Annotated in this window: 14 protein-coding genes, 1 tRNA gene and 1 pseudogene; 8 read left to right on the forward strand and 8 right to left on the reverse strand. The window is 58.9% G+C overall.

The window, feature by feature from the left end; translation table 11 throughout:
* Nucleotides 1-149: 149 nt before the first annotated feature.
* The 3 genes from X756_RS158675 to X756_RS158665 all read left to right on the forward strand — a co-directional run bounded on the left by X756_RS158675 (nucleotide 150) and on the right by X756_RS158665 (nucleotide 3,358).
* Nucleotides 150-1,973, forward strand: a complete 1,824-nt coding sequence (locus tag X756_RS158675) for a hypothetical protein (protein ID WP_023728992.1) — start codon at nucleotides 150-152, stop codon at nucleotides 1,971-1,973.
* A 476-nt stretch (nucleotides 1,974-2,449) separates the two neighbouring features.
* Complete coding sequence (locus tag X756_RS158670) at nucleotides 2,450-3,061, forward strand: GIY-YIG nuclease family protein (protein ID WP_023728993.1); 612 nt, start codon at nucleotides 2,450-2,452, stop codon at nucleotides 3,059-3,061.
* A gap of 57 nt (nucleotides 3,062-3,118) precedes the next feature.
* Nucleotides 3,119-3,358 (forward strand): hypothetical protein, encoded by a 240-nt coding sequence (locus X756_RS158665; RefSeq protein ID WP_210164340.1) that lies wholly within the window; start codon nucleotides 3,119-3,121, stop codon nucleotides 3,356-3,358.
* Between the two features lie 393 nt (nucleotides 3,359-3,751).
* On the opposite strand, the gene X756_RS158660 is transcribed toward X756_RS158665, so the two are convergent.
* The 6 genes from X756_RS158660 to X756_RS158640 form a co-directional block, all read right to left on the reverse strand.
* Nucleotides 3,752-4,393, reverse strand: coding sequence for a Shedu anti-phage system protein SduA domain-containing protein (locus X756_RS158660; protein WP_023728995.1), 642 nt, complete (start codon nucleotides 4,391-4,393; stop codon nucleotides 3,752-3,754).
* Complete coding sequence (locus tag X756_RS158655; RefSeq protein ID WP_031237885.1) at nucleotides 4,393-4,668, reverse strand: hypothetical protein; 276 nt, start codon at nucleotides 4,666-4,668, stop codon at nucleotides 4,393-4,395. Before X756_RS158655 ends, X756_RS158660 begins: the two co-directional genes overlap by 1 nt.
* Before the next feature lie 316 nt (nucleotides 4,669-4,984).
* Entirely contained in the window at nucleotides 4,985-6,301 is a 1,317-nt protein-coding gene (locus X756_RS1000000166580) for a hypothetical protein (protein WP_156941345.1), read from the reverse strand.
* A 184-nt stretch (nucleotides 6,302-6,485) separates the two neighbouring features.
* Nucleotides 6,486-7,805, reverse strand: coding sequence for a hypothetical protein (locus X756_RS158650; protein ID WP_023728998.1), 1,320 nt, complete (start codon nucleotides 7,803-7,805; stop codon nucleotides 6,486-6,488).
* A 566-nt stretch (nucleotides 7,806-8,371) separates the two neighbouring features.
* Nucleotides 8,372-8,857 (reverse strand): hypothetical protein, encoded by a 486-nt coding sequence (locus X756_RS158645; protein ID WP_023728999.1) that lies wholly within the window; start codon nucleotides 8,855-8,857, stop codon nucleotides 8,372-8,374.
* A gap of 3 nt (nucleotides 8,858-8,860) precedes the next feature.
* Nucleotides 8,861-9,922, reverse strand: coding sequence for an XRE family transcriptional regulator (locus X756_RS158640; RefSeq protein WP_023729000.1), 1,062 nt, complete (start codon nucleotides 9,920-9,922; stop codon nucleotides 8,861-8,863).
* A 193-nt stretch (nucleotides 9,923-10,115) separates the two neighbouring features.
* Between X756_RS158640 and X756_RS158635 the strand changes: the two genes are divergently transcribed.
* The 5 genes from X756_RS158635 to X756_RS158615 are packed head-to-tail and all read left to right on the forward strand — an operon-like array spanning nucleotide 10,116 to nucleotide 14,173.
* Entirely contained in the window at nucleotides 10,116-11,066 is a 951-nt protein-coding gene (locus tag X756_RS158635; protein WP_023729001.1) for a CBASS oligonucleotide cyclase, read from the forward strand.
* The gene (locus tag X756_RS158630) at nucleotides 11,066-11,566 is read left to right on the forward strand and encodes a hypothetical protein (protein WP_023729002.1); all 501 of its coding nucleotides are present in this window, start codon (nucleotides 11,066-11,068) and stop codon (nucleotides 11,564-11,566) included. The genes X756_RS158635 and X756_RS158630 overlap by 1 nt, the downstream gene beginning before the upstream one ends.
* A complete protein-coding gene (locus X756_RS158625; protein ID WP_023729003.1) occupies nucleotides 11,563-12,459 on the forward strand; it encodes an ATP-binding protein in 897 nt (298 codons plus the stop codon). Before X756_RS158630 ends, X756_RS158625 begins: the two co-directional genes overlap by 4 nt.
* Nucleotides 12,460-12,461: 2 nt before the next feature.
* Nucleotides 12,462-13,628 (forward strand): hypothetical protein, encoded by a 1,167-nt coding sequence (locus tag X756_RS158620; RefSeq protein ID WP_023729004.1) that lies wholly within the window; start codon nucleotides 12,462-12,464, stop codon nucleotides 13,626-13,628.
* Nucleotides 13,625-14,173, forward strand: coding sequence for a 3'-5' exonuclease (locus X756_RS158615; protein ID WP_023729005.1), 549 nt, complete (start codon nucleotides 13,625-13,627; stop codon nucleotides 14,171-14,173). The genes X756_RS158620 and X756_RS158615 overlap by 4 nt, the downstream gene beginning before the upstream one ends.
* 740 nt (nucleotides 14,174-14,913) lie before the next feature.
* Here X756_RS158615 and X756_RS158610 read toward each other — a convergent pair.
* Both X756_RS158610 and X756_RS01000000165230 read right to left on the reverse strand, forming a co-directional pair.
* Nucleotides 14,914-14,990: transfer RNA gene (locus X756_RS158610), tRNA-Arg, on the reverse strand.
* 162 nt (nucleotides 14,991-15,152) lie between these two features.
* Nucleotides 15,153-16,054: pseudogene (locus X756_RS01000000165230) on the reverse strand (DUF1003 domain-containing protein).
* Nucleotides 16,055-16,270 lie beyond the last annotated feature (216 nt).

The following is a 16,270-nucleotide window of genomic DNA, read 5'->3' on the forward strand; positions in this document are numbered from 1 at the left end:
CTCCCTTGGCACGAGCGGTCTTAGGGCCGAATTCTATGTCCTGGCCAAGACGACGGACAATAGATGATGGTGACAATCACGCGCCGGAGGTCACCCGGATGGACTCGCAGTCGTGACGCTGACGCAACGGTTCTCAAGAGTTATGCGAAATGAGTGACGCGGAGATCTACCGCGATAGCCTGAGCGCTTGGCGGGCATTGTCGTCAATCGGCGGCCTAGAACCGACCGGTCGCGACGAAGACCTGCTTGCACAACTCAAGCAGCGGATCGATCCGGGCGCCGAGAGTCTGGAACAGGCATTGACCAAGACGCCAGTTGCTCAGTTCGTGACGGCCCTTCTGGCAACGATCCAACCGTTCGCCCAAATGTTTCGTGACATCCTCGCTTTCTTTGAGAAGGCGGGCGCACGCTATGGCCAGGCGCAATGGAGAGTCAGCGTCGGCGACGAGCTAGCCGAATTCAAGCATTTTGAGGAGTTTCTGGAAGCGTGGAATTCGATCGACTTCGATATTGATGTTCCCGCTCTCAGCGAGGTAGACGCCTTCGCGCTAAACAACGCGCGGCTGAAGCTGGGCGACTATGACTACTGGCGCACGAGGAAAACGGAAGCTGGTCGTCCCAACGTGATTGGCGTGCCAGATGTGGATGAATGGCTCGCTGCTTACGACGCCGAGTATTATCTGCCGCTCCCGCGGAGCTTATCGCCAGAAATCCAACCGCCTGGATTGGACGAGGCGGCCAAAGTGATCATGGCGGCCTTGCACGTTATACACGAGCGTGGCCTGTCCCGGAACGCAATATTGGAAGAGCATCGTTCGCGGTCGCATCGCTCGGACCCATCCGACGCTTTTCATCCTTGGACCATCGCTCAGTCTGAAACTGACTACTGGCTTCGTTCCGAAGTTCTGTATCTGGCCCATCTGCTCGCTGAGCCAGATGACACAAAAGCGGCCTTCGGTGCCGAGCTCACACGGACCTATGCCTTGTTTGGGCGCAGACGTTTCAGCTCGACGATTGACGTCAAATTCCTCGAGCGGATCCTTTCTCTTCCCGCATGGAAACGTCGGTACGAGTTTTACGGTGTCTGGGTAGCGACGCAGGTCATGGACGCCCTCGAAGACCACGACGTCACGATCAATCATGACGATGGAGCGCTTCGCTTTGCCTTCACCGAGACGCGGTTAGCAGATATTGCAAGCTCACGCCCGTTACTCAGTGTCTACGCGGAACGTAGGAGCCCGCTCAGTAACCCGGTCGGCAAGTCTCGGAAGAACGCTGCGCAACCGGACTTCGGCATCTGGACGCGTGATACGAGGGACGCCACGTGTGTGCTGGTGGTTGAGGTAAAGCACTACAAGAAAGAGTCGACCACGAACTTTGGAGCGGCGCTCGCCGACTACGCCAAAGCACACCCCCAGGCCAAGATCGTGCTGGTCAACTATGGTCCGGCCACGGGCGATTATGCCGGGCTTTGGCGCGGAGACAAAGACCGCTGCATCGTCTTGGGGCACTTCAACCCAGATGTGCCGGCAGCGAAGGCGACGTTTCGCCAAGTGGTACGCAGTGTCGTGGGCGAACCGGTAAGCTACGCTGCCGCCAGCACGGCACTAGCAACCAGTCGCGCAGTCGCACTCGATGTCTCGGCATCTATGTCATCAATTCTCGAGAGTGCCTGGTTCTGGGGCCTGCTCGATGCTCCTGAGTATGACGACCTAGACTTCTTCCTCATCGACAATGTTGTCAGGGGAAGAGTCAAGCGAGGGCATTTGCGGGAGTGGATCGCAGTGGAAAAGCTGGGGCAGTCAACGTCCCTGTTCGCTCCCATTGTCGAACTTCTGGCGACCCACGAGACAATCACCCTCGTAACTGATCAGGATGGTATCGCTGGTTTGGTCGGCCTGAACAGCTCACCCATTGAGTTGGTGGATGCTCACCAACTGGTTCGACTGCTCCGATTAGTACGGCGCGGTTGACGCTTGGCGTTGTTCTGACGATAGCGAGATGGTCAGGAAAGAACCCGTTTCGGATCCAAGAGCGGACACTTTGGGGATCGCAACAAGCCGCAATCGCTTCGCTTATTTCAAATAGGTCCTGCCTGCGTGGATGGCCGAAGTGGTTTTGTCGCGGCAAAGACCTCACGAGAGCCCCGACGAAATCGGGATCGACGATGAGCCGGAGGCAAATGCCATGCACGGTCCGCGATACCAGGGCTAGCATTTCAACGGCCGCACACATGTGCGACAAATAGGCAGCTGATGGTCGCTAGCTTGAACAGGTTGCTGTCCATGGACCGAGTACCGAGCACGAGTCCGCAGGAGAGCGAGCGCCGGCGCTCGCTCGGAGAGTTCAGCGCACCGGGTTCCGGGCTTCCGCCGACACCCGCGCGGACTGTCGACGTAGTCGACATCGATGGGCTGATCTCGGAGTTCGGTCAAAGATGAAGCCCGCCATGTCCATCGTTGAAGGGCTGGAGACCAAGAGCGACAAAATCCGCGCGCTGTTGCGCGAGGGGTACCTGCGGACGGAGGTCGCGGACTTCCTCGACATCCGATACCAACACGTTCGAAAGGTGGCCGTCGACGCCGGCATCGAGGACGGCCTCCAACGCGGCATCGTCGTCGTACCCAAGTCCAAGCCGATTCCGAAGGTGGTTCGCGAGGACGTCGCCATCGACGTGCTCACCGACGCGGGATTCGAGCGTCTGGGTACGTGGGTCACCGACGGCGCTGGTGGCATCGCGCTCGACACCTCGGCGCCGCGTGATGCCGGCGTCTACGCCTTCGTGGTCGACGGCCTCATCAAGTACATCGGCGTGAGCCGAGCCGGCATCCGTAGCCGCATGTCGAACTACCGGCTCGGCCAAATGGGACAAAAGACCAGCGCCCGAGTGAACCAGGTCATCAACGAACACGTAACGGCGGGCACGGTGGTCGAGATCTACATAGCGATGCCCCCCGCGCTCGAGTGGAACGGCTTGCCAGTGATCACCGCCGCCGGGCTCGAAGCTGGGCTGATCAAGATGATCCAGCCGCCGTGGAATAAGATGGGCGTGGAGAACTAGATGGCAAAGCGGTGGCGACGGGTCGCTATGGATGCTGACACCATGGATCTCGGTGGCATGACGATTATCAGGATCACGCGTGGGACAAAGGGCGACCCCATGGCGAGCGTCGAACGCATGCATTGGTTCGAACCAGACGGCCACGAATACACCGGCTACGCCGATGCCGTGACCGACCGGCGACGACCCGCCGGAGAGGTGCTTGCCGAATATCGAAAGACGTCTGCTGTGGTTGCGGTCGAGAGCGAGGATCTCTGGGACCCGGGCTGGGGAGAATTGAGCAGCGAGGGTGGCTAAGGTGAACAAGATCGTCGAGGTCCTGGCCAAGGCCAACTGACTTTGACACGAGCCTTCGAGGGGTAAGTGGGCAGCCAGGAGCCTCGCAAGCTATCGTGCAGGCGACGCTCCCGCTTCAGCTAGAACAGTTCTCACATTGCCACTTCGGTTGTCCTCGAGTGCTGTGCGGAATTCCCGCTCGAATACCCGCTGCAGCATCGATGACACCTGTATGCGGTTGCGTGTCATGTAGATATGGCAGGGAAGGCGAGGGGCGAAAGGCCTGATGGTGAGTTGGCCCCTAGAAAGCAGACCATATTCACCGTCGAAGACGTCGCTTTCGAACATATGTGGCTGACAATCATTTAAGAGCCGCTGCCGAAGGGGGAGCGGCTTTCGTGCATCTGCGGCCCGTCAGGAGGCCGCGCGATCCATCTTTCTCAAGCCGAGCCACATCTCGAAGTCGCTATAGAGTTCATCGAATGTCACGAGGGTGAGCGTGAAGCTGTCGGCCTTAACCTTGTTTCGCCGCCACTCCCACCGATCCTTGCGGACTGTTGTCGACAGTGAGGTGGAGCGTCCGACGACGAGCACGCCCACGATATTGGGCCGCTCGCCGCCGAACGCGTCCACATAATCGCCGGTCTTGCGGTAGTGATCCAGCGCCCAAGTCCAATCGACCACCTGGCTGAACCCCCTCTCGAACGCGCGCGCCCATGTGTCGATACCGCGCTCGCTATCTTCGAAAATGTGGCGATCAGATGCGCCCTCAAACTCGATCAGGCAGATATTGTCGGTGCCGGCGCGGCGGACAGTGAGATCGGTCCGGAAGTGTGGGAGGATCCGAAACTCACGCCTAATCAGATCGCCGATTCCCAAGCGGATGTTGTATTGCCCCATCATCGCGCAGAGATTGGGCCATGTCTTGAAATTGGAGAGCACCTGATCGCGCTCGGCGAGATCAGTGTTGGTGTCGAGGAGGGTCTTGAATTCGGCGAGTTCAGCTTCTGCATCTGTCAGACTGAAGACGTGGTCGTCGAAATAGGGCTTCGCCATCAGGCCTTCGCGACGACCGAGGTGATGACGACCGAATCGCCCTCGTACTTGAAAACCACGCGCAGATCGTCGGCACGCGCGACGAAGGCATTATCGACGCCGACGATTTTCTTGACCTTTGCCTGGTCAAGCACGCTCGACTTAATCGTCGCTAGAGCGGCGTTGGCCTTGGTCTTGTTGAACGGGTGCAGCGACGAAATCATGTTCGCTGCCGTTTTGCTGACGAGCACGCGCCTATGGCTAGAGCGGTTCTCCTGTCGCTGTGCCGTGGTCATCCGTCGACTCCCATGTCCTTGATCGACCGCCGCAATGTAGTGGCTACCGCGAACACGGTCCACCGCGCTTATCTGATTCCGCATAGCAAACTGCGGCCCCGACCGATATGAAAATGTTGTGGCCTGCTTCAGTAACCTCATTTCAAGGTTTGTGCATCGGGAAGCTGAATGACCCCGCCACGCTGCTCGCCCTTTCCGTCGGATGGTACTTCGCCGGGACGGCATTGAGCGGCGACATGGTACGGTGACATGACTGAGGATCGAGTGGCCGCCTAGATCCGCAGCATCTCCATCCCCATGAGTAGCCAGCGTTGCCCTATTTCGTTTCGGCAGAAACGACAGTGCTCGCCCGCTTCGTCGCCTGACCGCGCACCCAGGTCAGGAATGGGGCGAGATCATCCTTGTGATCGCCATTCGCGGCGTACTGCTCGAGCTTGATTGCGAACATCACAATCAGCCTCCGCACAACCGCGGCGAGATCACTAACAGGGATCGTGCCCGGCAGATCGGAGGTTAGCGTGGGCCAGGTTCCGTGCAAGACGCGCGATCGAGATCGAACCATTTCCTCCACGAGTTCGCGCATGGTCACACTCCGGACGACTCCAATGTTGGTGGATGGATCAATTCCGAGCACGGCTTCGAGACCCGCCAGGATACGGTTGGCGCTCCCCGAGGATTTCTCAGCCCGCAAGAGGACTTCGAGGCTGGTTTCCAGTCGAGCGATTCGCATGGTGTCCAAATGCTCCGCCATGGCCTCGTGAAACCAATAGGCCGCCTCGCACCACGCCTCATTCAGCCGCGGGAATGGGCCACCTGCCAAGAAGGCATGCAGGCACTGCCCAGCCGCCGATCGCGCGGGATGGGCTTCGGCAAGCCACTTCTCAAAGGCGCCGATGTCAATCGCGAAGCCAGGCGGATCGTCGTTTCTTCGGAACGCCGTCTGGCCATCCATTTCAAACCAGGTGTCGAAGCAATCCCAGTTCGCCAGGCGGCCGCCAACCCTGCCTATGGTGTTCAAGCCCGAGGTGCCCACCATCGCCTGCAGCGCCCCCAGTGCAATATCGACAGCGTTGTTTGCGGTGGCGACGGAAACGTCTGCTTCGCGGTTACTGACCGTTACCAACGCAATCCAATGCGCACCGCGCGTAGCTAACGACTTGTCGATCCGCTCCATTGCAAATTGGTGCCGTTCGGTGGCGCTGTTGGCGTTTGAGGCGGATGCTCCGACTTTCACGTCGGCTTGGCCAAAATCCTCACGATGTACGAACTCTACCGGGCCTATCGCAAATCGAGTGGCCCGCTGAGGAAGGAACGCAATAGGGACAGCGTGTCGGCGGGTTGAGCCAATATCTACGGTCCAATCCAGCAGGCGCTGCGCGACTCCGGCGGCCGCCACGCCAGTTTCCGTCTCCGGCGCAGCCTCGAGGATGGTTCTGAGCACCGAGGCGAGTTTCGCCTCCACCTGATGAAGGGTCACGGCCGTTTCCCATGTCGGATTGGCGCGTCGCAGTTCCCTGGCCAATTCGCGAAGTGCCAGCGCGCCCTGCCCACTAAACCCAGTGGCGACCCTCTCTGGAACGTTGAGGCTGGCGTGGTGCAGTTTGTGCTTGTCATTCCAAGTGAGAAATTTCATTGGACTCGATAGGTCAAGTGCATCGCCAGCTAGACGACAGAACCCCTCCATCGCCGCCGCCAAATGATGTCGCGAGATTGTGGGACGCCAGTTCTCCGGACTCATCCATATACCAACCACGATACGGTTCTCACTGCCGTGTGTCGAGAATGGCGATAATTGGAACACCTCGCCTCGCTCAGTTCTAGCTGTATTTCGACTTATACCGCTCCTCCGGCGCTAGCCAGCCTTCAAGATAATCCAGGGGATCCATCGTACCAAGCATCGTTCTCGCCAGAGCGAGACGTTCCATCAGTTGGACACGTCGCTGGCTCTCCACATCCTCAATGCGCCGCTCCGCATCCTGGAAGAAGCGTTCAACGGACATCGCAGCCGCCCACCTGTCCATAATGTCTGAAAGTTGCTTCTGGCTCTCTGACATCGCCTGCTTGACGCGCCGTTGATCTTCCTCGCGAAGGTAGCGTTCGTGCGCTTCTTCCCATTCCCTTTGTCGCTGCGCTGCCGCCTCCTCAGCGGCGGTCATCAAAGTCTGAAGTTCATCCTTCGCGCTTTCCAGCTTTCGGACAATCGCCGGGATCATTGCGCTGATCGAACTCTTCGCAGTCTCCTGCCAGCTCTCAACCCAATCGACACCGTTAAGGGGGGAATAGGCGACCAAGCGAAACCGCCCACAAGGCAGATCCTGCTCGGTCGTCCAGGAGTTTGCGAGCTGCCAAGATTTGGCGGATTTTATCACCTTGCTATCCTCGCGGATGTACTTCCCACCGACATAGCGCATGACGGTTCGTTCGGTCATCTCGGTAAGGGCAAGGCCGATCGGCACAGATTCAATGTAGGTGATGGTCGGCCGATGTGGCGACCAGATACTCCCCGACGAGTAGCGCCCATACTTTCTGTCTTTTTCGGGCACCTCACGCTCTTCTATGTGGACACGACCCATCCTTTGACCGGGTGGCGCAAACAGAACGCGATGTCCCTTTTTGTCAAAAGCAGTGTAGACCTCATTTGCTACATCGAGCGCACGAACCAAGAGGTCTTCCGAGGCAACAATGTCGGGCAGAAGGTACTTGTAAGGCCTCAGAAACTCGCCCTCTTCGACGTTACGCGATTTCCGGAAGTGCCCCTCCACGCCGATCAGCATCGGGTGACGACCTGAGCTGATGGTCTTGGTCATGACCGCGCCATCGGGCTTTCGTCTGACGCGGTTCTTGACAGGTACTGCGAGGGGCTTGTCCTTCGACCAAGTCAGTTGATCGCCCGGAAGCGCCGTGGGCAATTCGGGACGAGACTTATCCTTCCCAACCGCCTTTTTTTGCCAATATCCTACTGGCGGGCGGGGTACATTGAGCGCCTCACAAACACGTGCAAGGTAGGAGCCTGACACGCCGAACTTTTCAGCCAGATGGTTGATCGGTGTTGCCCAGACCTGCTCGTACAGGTCTTCTCGCGAAGTCTCGACTGCTTCCAGGCTTGGGGCTCTGGGAACCACGTCGTCGGTTGTCATTGGGACTCCTGCTGTCCTCCAGCTGCAGCGACGAGATATCTGCGGCTCACGGCCGACCCGCGACATCACGAAATAGCTGTCGCCGCCGCGGCCCGTCCAGAGGCAAATTCGACGCATCGAAATGCCAGACCGCCGTCTCGGGCCGTTGCTGGGTTCTTCCGCGACCAAATGTTTTGAAATAACTAGAAAATCATGCATCTGTGGTAGCGCTCTCCGACAAAATTCATCAATAATTTCAATGCTTCACGACTGACGCCACCAACAGGATGCCTGTACCCGTCACGAGCAGTCATTCGGCTGAAGCTCGGGCACGGTCGACGGCAAACGGCGGCGGGGTTGTAGCTAAGTATGCGATTGTAAAATTGGTCCGCTGAGAGCGCCCTAGCTCCTAGTGAAGCCGCGCTGTAGCGGTCATTCGCCGCCAGTTCTCGAAAGACCGCAGTTGGGCCGAAGGCGGAGGTCTGCTTTCGGGATTATGAGGCCCGAAAGCCGACCTTCGCGTCTAGCGTGGCTTGGATCGAATGCGCCAATTCAGCCATCGGTAGGTCCCGACGGAAGACGAGCCGTCAGTGGTCTAATTTGCTTAGTCGCCGGCGAGTATCTGCATCGGACAGCCCGCAGTTTCCCCTACCAACGAGCAACTTGAGGGCGGGCAACATCCTCTGCAGTGGCACAGTCTCTTCGAGCGCGTCGAAAATCCAGGCCATGCTGACTATTGCTGGGCACCCAACGCGCTCGATTTTCGCAATTCTTTCGTTCACACTGAGTATCGAGGCGCCACGGCTTTCCGCGAGGATGATCGCCATCGCGTCGCGAACAGCTAATTCGCGATGCTCTCTGACGACGCGCACCGCTTCTGAGACCTTCGCTCCATCAAGTTCCTCGATCGTCAGGCCTAATCCAGACAAGATAGCCACTTCAGAGGGGTGGCAACTCCGATCGACGCTTAGGTCTACAGCGCAGAATTCATGTTTCAGCCGAAAGAGGTCGGCTGCCAAGCCGACCTTCTTGAGTTCGAGCACTGGCTCGATATCGGCAATTACAATTAGCACGGTTCATGCTTCCGAACTGCTTAGTCGGCTGTCGAGTTCGGTTAGTGAAATACCCAGAAGCTCGGCGGCACGTGATTGTCCGACCACGCCTTCGGTCAAAGCTCTCAGGCAAAGCCGTTCCAAGCGATGCGGCTCTTCGTAGTCAAATGGAATTCTCTCCGGCTCCTCGAAAGGAGCCGAACGCCAGCCTCGCTCGGTAAAGGCGGTATAGAGCGACGAAAGCGTCGCTGCATTGATTATAGCCAAATCCCTGCACCGATAGGCTATTGCCTGGATGCTCACACCATATCTCCGCTTCAAGGCGGCCAGTTCGCCAATGCTTATGGACGAACGCTGACTGCCCATTTCGGCACGCAATGCGTCGGCTGGAATGAGGAATGCTCCGGCGAACCGATGTGCTGCTTTTTCCGGATCAACGCCCGCAGTCGGGTTCATGACCATGTGGCCGAGTTCATGTGCGAGGCTGAACCGCTTACGCTCAGACCAGGTGTCCCGCCTAATGACGATCACACGCGCCGCTTCGCGGTCCTTGCGCATGACCTTCGCTGCCAGGCCGTCTATGTCGGTGAGAGGTAGCGACAGGACTTTTATCCCACGTTCCTCCAGCAGTTCGGCGAGCCTTGGAATGGGGTCGATGCCCAGTCCCCAATCCTCCCGTACCGATCGGGCCGCATCCTCGGCATCTCTGACGTCCGCGGTCGGGAATGGCGCGCCACGCGGTTTTTCCCAATCGAGGCTGCGGAGTTTCAGCAATTCCTCAACCGCCAAGTACCGCTCGAGGAGGTGGATGGTGCGCGCCTCGATGGAAGTCTCCTCCTTGGACGATTTCGTCCGTCTGCGAAACTCGACGCCCTCCAGCGACATCATTTCGCCGCTCAGCAAATAGTCGACGCTGGTCTGGAGGGCCTCGGCCAGCGCTCCTAGCACCCGCGAGCTCGGCATGTCCTCGTCGCGTTCATACTTGCCGATCGCCTGAGGGCTCACCATCGCCTCCATGACCGCCGACAACTCCCTTAACGATAGCGAAAGTGCTGCGCGAGCGGTCTTCAATCTCTTGCCGATCATGCCTGCCTCCTGATGCCGCAGTTTACAAAACTGGCCCTGTTCGCAAAAAATGTAAACCGAACACTTGAACTAAATGCAAAGGAGTCCGATCTTTCCTCATAGCGTGGCGATTCGGTCACCAAATTGGAAACCGCTCGGAACGGCATCCCATTCGCCTCCTCCAAGCACCGGCGTCAGGTAATGGAGGTCAGTCGTGCCGCTCACGAACACCGCACTGCTCAACTACGATCACAACGTGCTTCGCCTGCCTAGCGATAAGCGTACTCAGTATCATGCGCAGGTCGATCGTCTTGTCACCGAACTGAACAAGACGCTCAAGGGCCGTACTGACATTAAGATCACCCGAGTGCTCAAGGCCGGTTCGTTTGCCAAGTTCACCATCCTCCGCCGCACCAATGAGGATCCGGTCGACGTCGACCTCGTGATCTACGTGTCGGGCGACAATGTCGACGGTAGCACGCTAGAGCAGCTTGTCGACGCTATCCATAAGGCATTGATCGACATCTACCCGACCAAGTCGGTCGAAGATTTCGAGATCCAGCGCAAGGCAGCGACCGTCACCTTTGCAGGAACCGGGCTTTCAGTCGATGTGGTCCCCATCATCGAGGACCCCGATCGGCCGGGCTACGGCTGGCAATTCGACATTCGTGATGGGACAAAGGTGGAAACCAATCCGCCCGGGCAACTGAAATTCGTCCGCGATCGCAAGGATGCCGACAAGAATTTCCGCACTCTTGTGCGTATCGGCAAGCGCTGGCGCCGGCACGCGGAACTCGAGGCGCTGAAGGGTTTCCATATTGAGCTCATCATGGCCCACGTGTTTGAGGTGAATGGCAACTCCGGCAGCATCGAGAAGCGGTTCCGGGATTTCCTGCTCTACATCGCTCAGTCCGGTCTGAAGGAGGAAATCCGTTTTCCAGAAAACACCGGGCCTTACGTCACGTTTTCTGATCCCGTCGTCATCCTAGATCCGGTCAACAGCCAGAACAACGTGACCTCGCGGATCACCGAGGCGGAGCGCGAAGAGATCGTTGCTGCGGCCAATACGGCATGGGAGGCGGCCCACTATGCTTCTGCCGAAAACGACAACGACGTCTGGAAAGAGGTATTCGGGCCGCGCTTCTCCACTGAGGAGGCGGCCTGATGAGTGCGACCCAGACCGCTACCAACACCTCCAGCTATACCGTCGCTGACATCCGCGATGTGGTCCGCCAGTTGACGACCGACCTCAAGATGATGGCCAACAGCAGCGGCACACTCTCAGAGCAAGCCGCCGCCGAGTATGGACACGACATCGAAATGCTCGCCACGGAAGGGTATCTAACCGCTGTCGACGTCACCCTTCTCGACGCATTTGGCCGGGAAGTTCGCGCCGCGCGATACGACGTGGACGAGGACACCGGCAAGATCACTTCCAGCCGGCCTGGCGGGGTCCTTTGGCCGAGAACATTGGGAGGGAGCATCCGTATCGTGCTTTCTCACACCAAGGCGCTTACCGACGAAGCGATGGCCGCCATGCAAAAAAAACTCAAGCGCAACTGGATCGATTCCAGTGTCGACACCAGCCACGCCAACCTCAAGTCCAGCGGAAGCCGTGACTATGCAAGCAATGGCTATGGGCTTCATCGGAAAGACTGGTCGTGACCCCACCCTCCATTTTCGACCAGCAGCTGCCGCTTCCTAGCGCCGAGCTGACAGCTAAGGCAAAGACGCTGCTCGGCTTCGAGCAGCGCTACGCTGCGGTGCATGACCAGCTTCAGCTGATGCTCAGGACCCAAGAACTGCCTGCCTGGAACAAGAAGTTTCACCACGGCCGCCTCGACCTCGCCGCGCTCGTCCAGGAACAGTACCCGTTCGTCATCTTCTATGGCGACGTCGGAACCGGCAAGACCGCTACCGCCGAGTGTATTGCCAACCGTCTTGTTGGCGAGGCCAAGGCCGAAGACTCGATCCTCTTCAAGCTCAGCAATCGCGTCCGCGGCTCGGGCATGGTGGGCGAGATGGGTACGCTCATCTCCCAAGCATTCCAAGACGTGATCAAGACGGTCGGCAAGCAGCGCCGTGCCATCCTCATCATCGATGAAGGTGACTCCCTCGCCGCCAGCCGAAGTCAGGATCACAGCCACCATGAAGACAAGGTCGGGGTGAACACGCTCATCCAACACATCGACGACCTACGCAAGTACCAGGGCCGCATCATCGCGATTCTCTGCACAAATCGGTTGTCGGTTCTTGATGCGGCGCTGCAGCGGCGTGCTGCCATCATCGAAGAGTTCAAGCGGCCGGACCCTATAGCACGTCACCAGCTTTTCAGCATGGATCTGGCTGGCCTTGATCCAACGCCGAGCCTGCTCAACCGCCTCGTCGAGATGACCGGCGAGCGTCCGGGAAAGCCGGGTTGGACTTATTCTGACATCCGGACACGCCTTTATCCGTCGGCCTTGGCCAAGGTCTTTCCGCAGCAAGGCTTGACGATCGATGTGCTACTCGATGTGGCCGGCAGCATGGCGCCGTCGCCTGTAATGGCGGACAAGTGACGATGGCCCGATCTAACCTCTTCGGCCGGCGAATCCACATCTCGGGCAGCATTGCCAAGGAGCTCGATGTGGCCTCGAGCGCGGATGTCCAGCATGCACAGGCCTTCGTTGCGGGCCTGGTCAAGGAACTGATCAAGCGGGGGGCCAACTTCGTCGTTCCGGTCGATGCACAACCCGTGCGGGACGTTGACGGTCAGCCGATCTGTTTTGACTGGCTGATTTGGGAGACAATCGAGGCCAACATCATCTCACGGCCTGCCGGCGTGTCGGGGCACATGGTCGTCGCCGTCCAGCATCACAAGACTGAAAACCAGATTCCGGAAATGTACCGACCTCTCTGGGAGAGGCTGCGCAGCTCGGATATCGTCAAGGTGGACAACGCGTCGTTCTGGAACATGGCGAGCAAGCGGATGGAAGCCCAGGCGCACTGGGGCGACATCCTTATTCCCATCGGTGGAACCGAGGGCGTCTTGTTCCTTACCAACCTCTACCACGACGTTGGCAAGCATATCGTCCCGGTGAACCTGCCCGTTTCAGCAGAAGCCACCGGAGCTCGGAAGGTGTTTTCGTTCGGTCTGGGCCGTCACAACACCAAGCATCTCTTCCGCACGACCGGGACCATGGATCCCCATGGCTGGATTAACCGGATCAACTTCACCACTTCAAAGGACGTTGCCAGTATGGTGGCTGACTACGTGGACCTGCTTGAAGCTCTCGAGAGTCCGCGTGCCTTTGCGGTGCGACTGCTGAATCCCGACCACGATGATTATGCCGCCGTGCAGGATTTCTTCGACGTCGTCGTAAAGCCAGTGTTCGAGGACGAACTTGGCTTCAAGCTAGTCGTCGTCGACGGGAGGCAGGCGGTCGAGCACTCGCGGGTTGATGCTGACATTTTCGGCAAGCTCCATCGCAGCCAAGTCGTAATCGCCGACATCACGGGGTCCCGCCCCAATTGCTTCCTCGAACTCGGCTATGCGCTCGGGCGAACTCTGCCCACCCTCGTTACCGCTAAGGCGGGGAGTCAGCTTCCTTTCGACATCACAACCTTCTCCGGGTATCATTGGAAGACGTCAGGGAGCGCCGACGAGCGCCGACGCGGATTGCTCGAGCACTGGCGGTCAGTGGAGTCGCGCCCGCCCATCGTCGATACGGAGCCGCTGATCTCATGACCGAAAAGCAAGAGGTCTTCATATCGGTCGATATCGAGGCCGCAGGTCCAATACCCCCTGATTTCAGCATGCTCTCGATCGGCGCGTGCCGGGTGGACGACATAGAGGGGGGTGGGTTCTACCGAGAACTGAAGCCTATCAATGATCGTTTCGACCCGGATGCCTTGAAGGTAACCGGCTTCGACCTGGAAATATTGCGACGGGAGGGCGTTGAGCCGGATCAGGCGATGGCGCAATTCTCGACTTGGATATCCGAGATCACAGGTTCCGAAGGACGTCCCGTGTTCGTGGGCTTCAACGCTCCCTTTGATTGGTCTTTCGTGAACTACTATTTCCATCATTTCCTCGGGGCCAACCCGTTCGGCATCGGAGCACTGGATGTGAAGGCGCTCTACATGGGAGCGACCGGTTGCGCCTGGAGCGAAACTAGGTCGAGCATGTTTCCTGTTGCAAATCAGGCGCCCGAACAAAGACACAATGCGCTTGGCGACGCCCGTCATCAGGCAAGGCTATTTCGGCATGTGCTCAGCCTTAGGCAGCCTTGACTCTGGAAATCCTTCAGAAGCTAACCAGTCCCGCGGAAAAGATAGAGTGAGGTTCCGCGTGGCTGCCTGCGGCAAGTTAACGCCTGTTCGTACACACCGGCAGTTAACCTACGTACGCCTATCCCCGCTCGGTCAAAAGCATGCGCTAAAGGCGAGCCGCGCGATACTCTAACGATATCGGGCGGAGGCGAATGGTGCCAGGCCCGCTGAAGTGAAGCTGAGCCCATCGGTTGCTCGCACGCGCAATGACTGTCTGCTCCTGCGCAAACACGACCGTTGGCGGGGGGCCTGGGATGTCGACTAACAGGAAGTGACAGGACCGATCCTTACGTCCGACATGCGGCGCAAAGCCGTCGTTCGCGTCGTGGAAAACGTACGGCGGCTTCGAGTTAGACTTTCCGTACCCCACCGGTCTTTGCAGCACCGAGCCAGGTCCATCACGGCCAACACCGTAGAAAATATCGCAGGGTTTCCGAAATGTGGGGAAAGGCGGTAGCGCTCTAGCGCTACCATCATCAACCACACCAATCTCATGAGCCGATGCATCCTATTCGCCCCGAAATGGGCGGCCTTCGGTCACCGCGTCATCATCGAGCCGACGTCGATGGCATTTTTTCCACAAGAAGGTTTGCGGCGAAATTGGTACGATCTCTTGTGCTTCCGCAGTGCTTCCGCGCAAAAAGAGCGAGGGTATTTGCCAAAATCGTGCTCAGCTAACTGTCTGATATTTATGTTAAAAATGGCGCACCCGACAGGATTCGAACCTGTGACCTCTGCCTTCGGAGGGCAGCGCTCTATCCAGCTGAGCTACGGGTGCCTTCAGGGAACCTGAAAACGAACCAGCCGATAGGCCGGCCAGCCACGGCTTCTTAGCGGAAGCCGGCGCGGGCTTCAACGGGCAATTGGCGTGGCGATATTTTCGAAGCCGCCTTGCGCGGCCTGGCAAGTTCGCGTCCGCCCTGCAGCCTCAGCCCGGGACTCACCCCGCCACCTCCACCTTCGCCACCCGCCTGCGCACCCTGCGCGGCGCCCGCTTCGCCTTCTTCGCGCCGGTCAGTTCATGCATCGCGTCCAGCTGCATCTGCTGCATTTCGGCCAGCCGCGTCCATTGGCGCGAGATCAGATAGTCGAGCTTTTCGTGCAGATGGCGCACTTCCAGCTCGGCTTTCAGGTTCACCCGGTAGTCGTTGAAGGAGCGCAGGCGGTCCTTGGCCTCCGTCCGTCTCTGGCTCATCATGATGATCGGCGCCTGGATGGCGGCGATGCAGGAGAGCAGCAGGTTGAGCAGGATGAAGGGATAGGGGTCGAAGGCGCTGCTCACGCCCGCGATCAAATTGATGCCGACCCACACCGCAAGCACGCTGCCGAACGAGATCAGGAACCACCAGCTGCCGCCGAAAGCCGCCATGTTGTCGGAGACACGGAGATCGGAAGAGCACACGTCTGANACTCCTCTTCCGAGTTTTCCGAGATCGTGTCCTGCCTGGCGATCGATTCGACCACCTGGCGGTCGAGTTCGGAGAATTCGCCATGCTCCTGCTGCAGTAGCTCCTCCATGTAGCGCATGCGGTAGCGGCCGAGCTCCTCGCGGCTGATGCGGGCGCCGCGCGGCAGGTCGGGATGATCGGAGCGGATGCGGTCGCCCAGGCTCGGCCTGAGGTCGTCGATGCGCACCAGGTCGCGCTTGCGGAATTTGCGGCCCGATATCGCCGATGGTTTCCGCTTCGGCTTCAGGCGGCCATGGGGTTCGGAGTCCGGCACATCGGGCGCTTCCAGCGCCTCGTCGGCCACCAGCTCGGCGTCGTGGTCGGTCGGCGCCTCGAAATACTCGCCGCCGCTGTCGTTTTCATTGGCGGCCTGTTCGGATGGTTTTGGGCTCATGATGCCGGCTCCTGCTGTCGCGCCCACGATACGCCAAGCCGGCACGCCATAGCCACTGTGGCGGTGAAGATTGGGGGCTTGTGCAAGCGCTTGTGATGAATGCCTGCTGCAGTTGCCTGTGGCGGCGCAGCCCCCCGGGGCCTCGCTCGCCTGCTGCTCGGCAACCAGACCGCCGAAGTGCTGTTGCGCCTGCTGCAGAGTTAAGATGAGGCAGCG

This window comes from Mesorhizobium sp. LNJC405B00 (genome assembly GCF_000502615.1).
Lineage (GTDB): Bacteria > Pseudomonadota > Alphaproteobacteria > Rhizobiales > Rhizobiaceae > Mesorhizobium.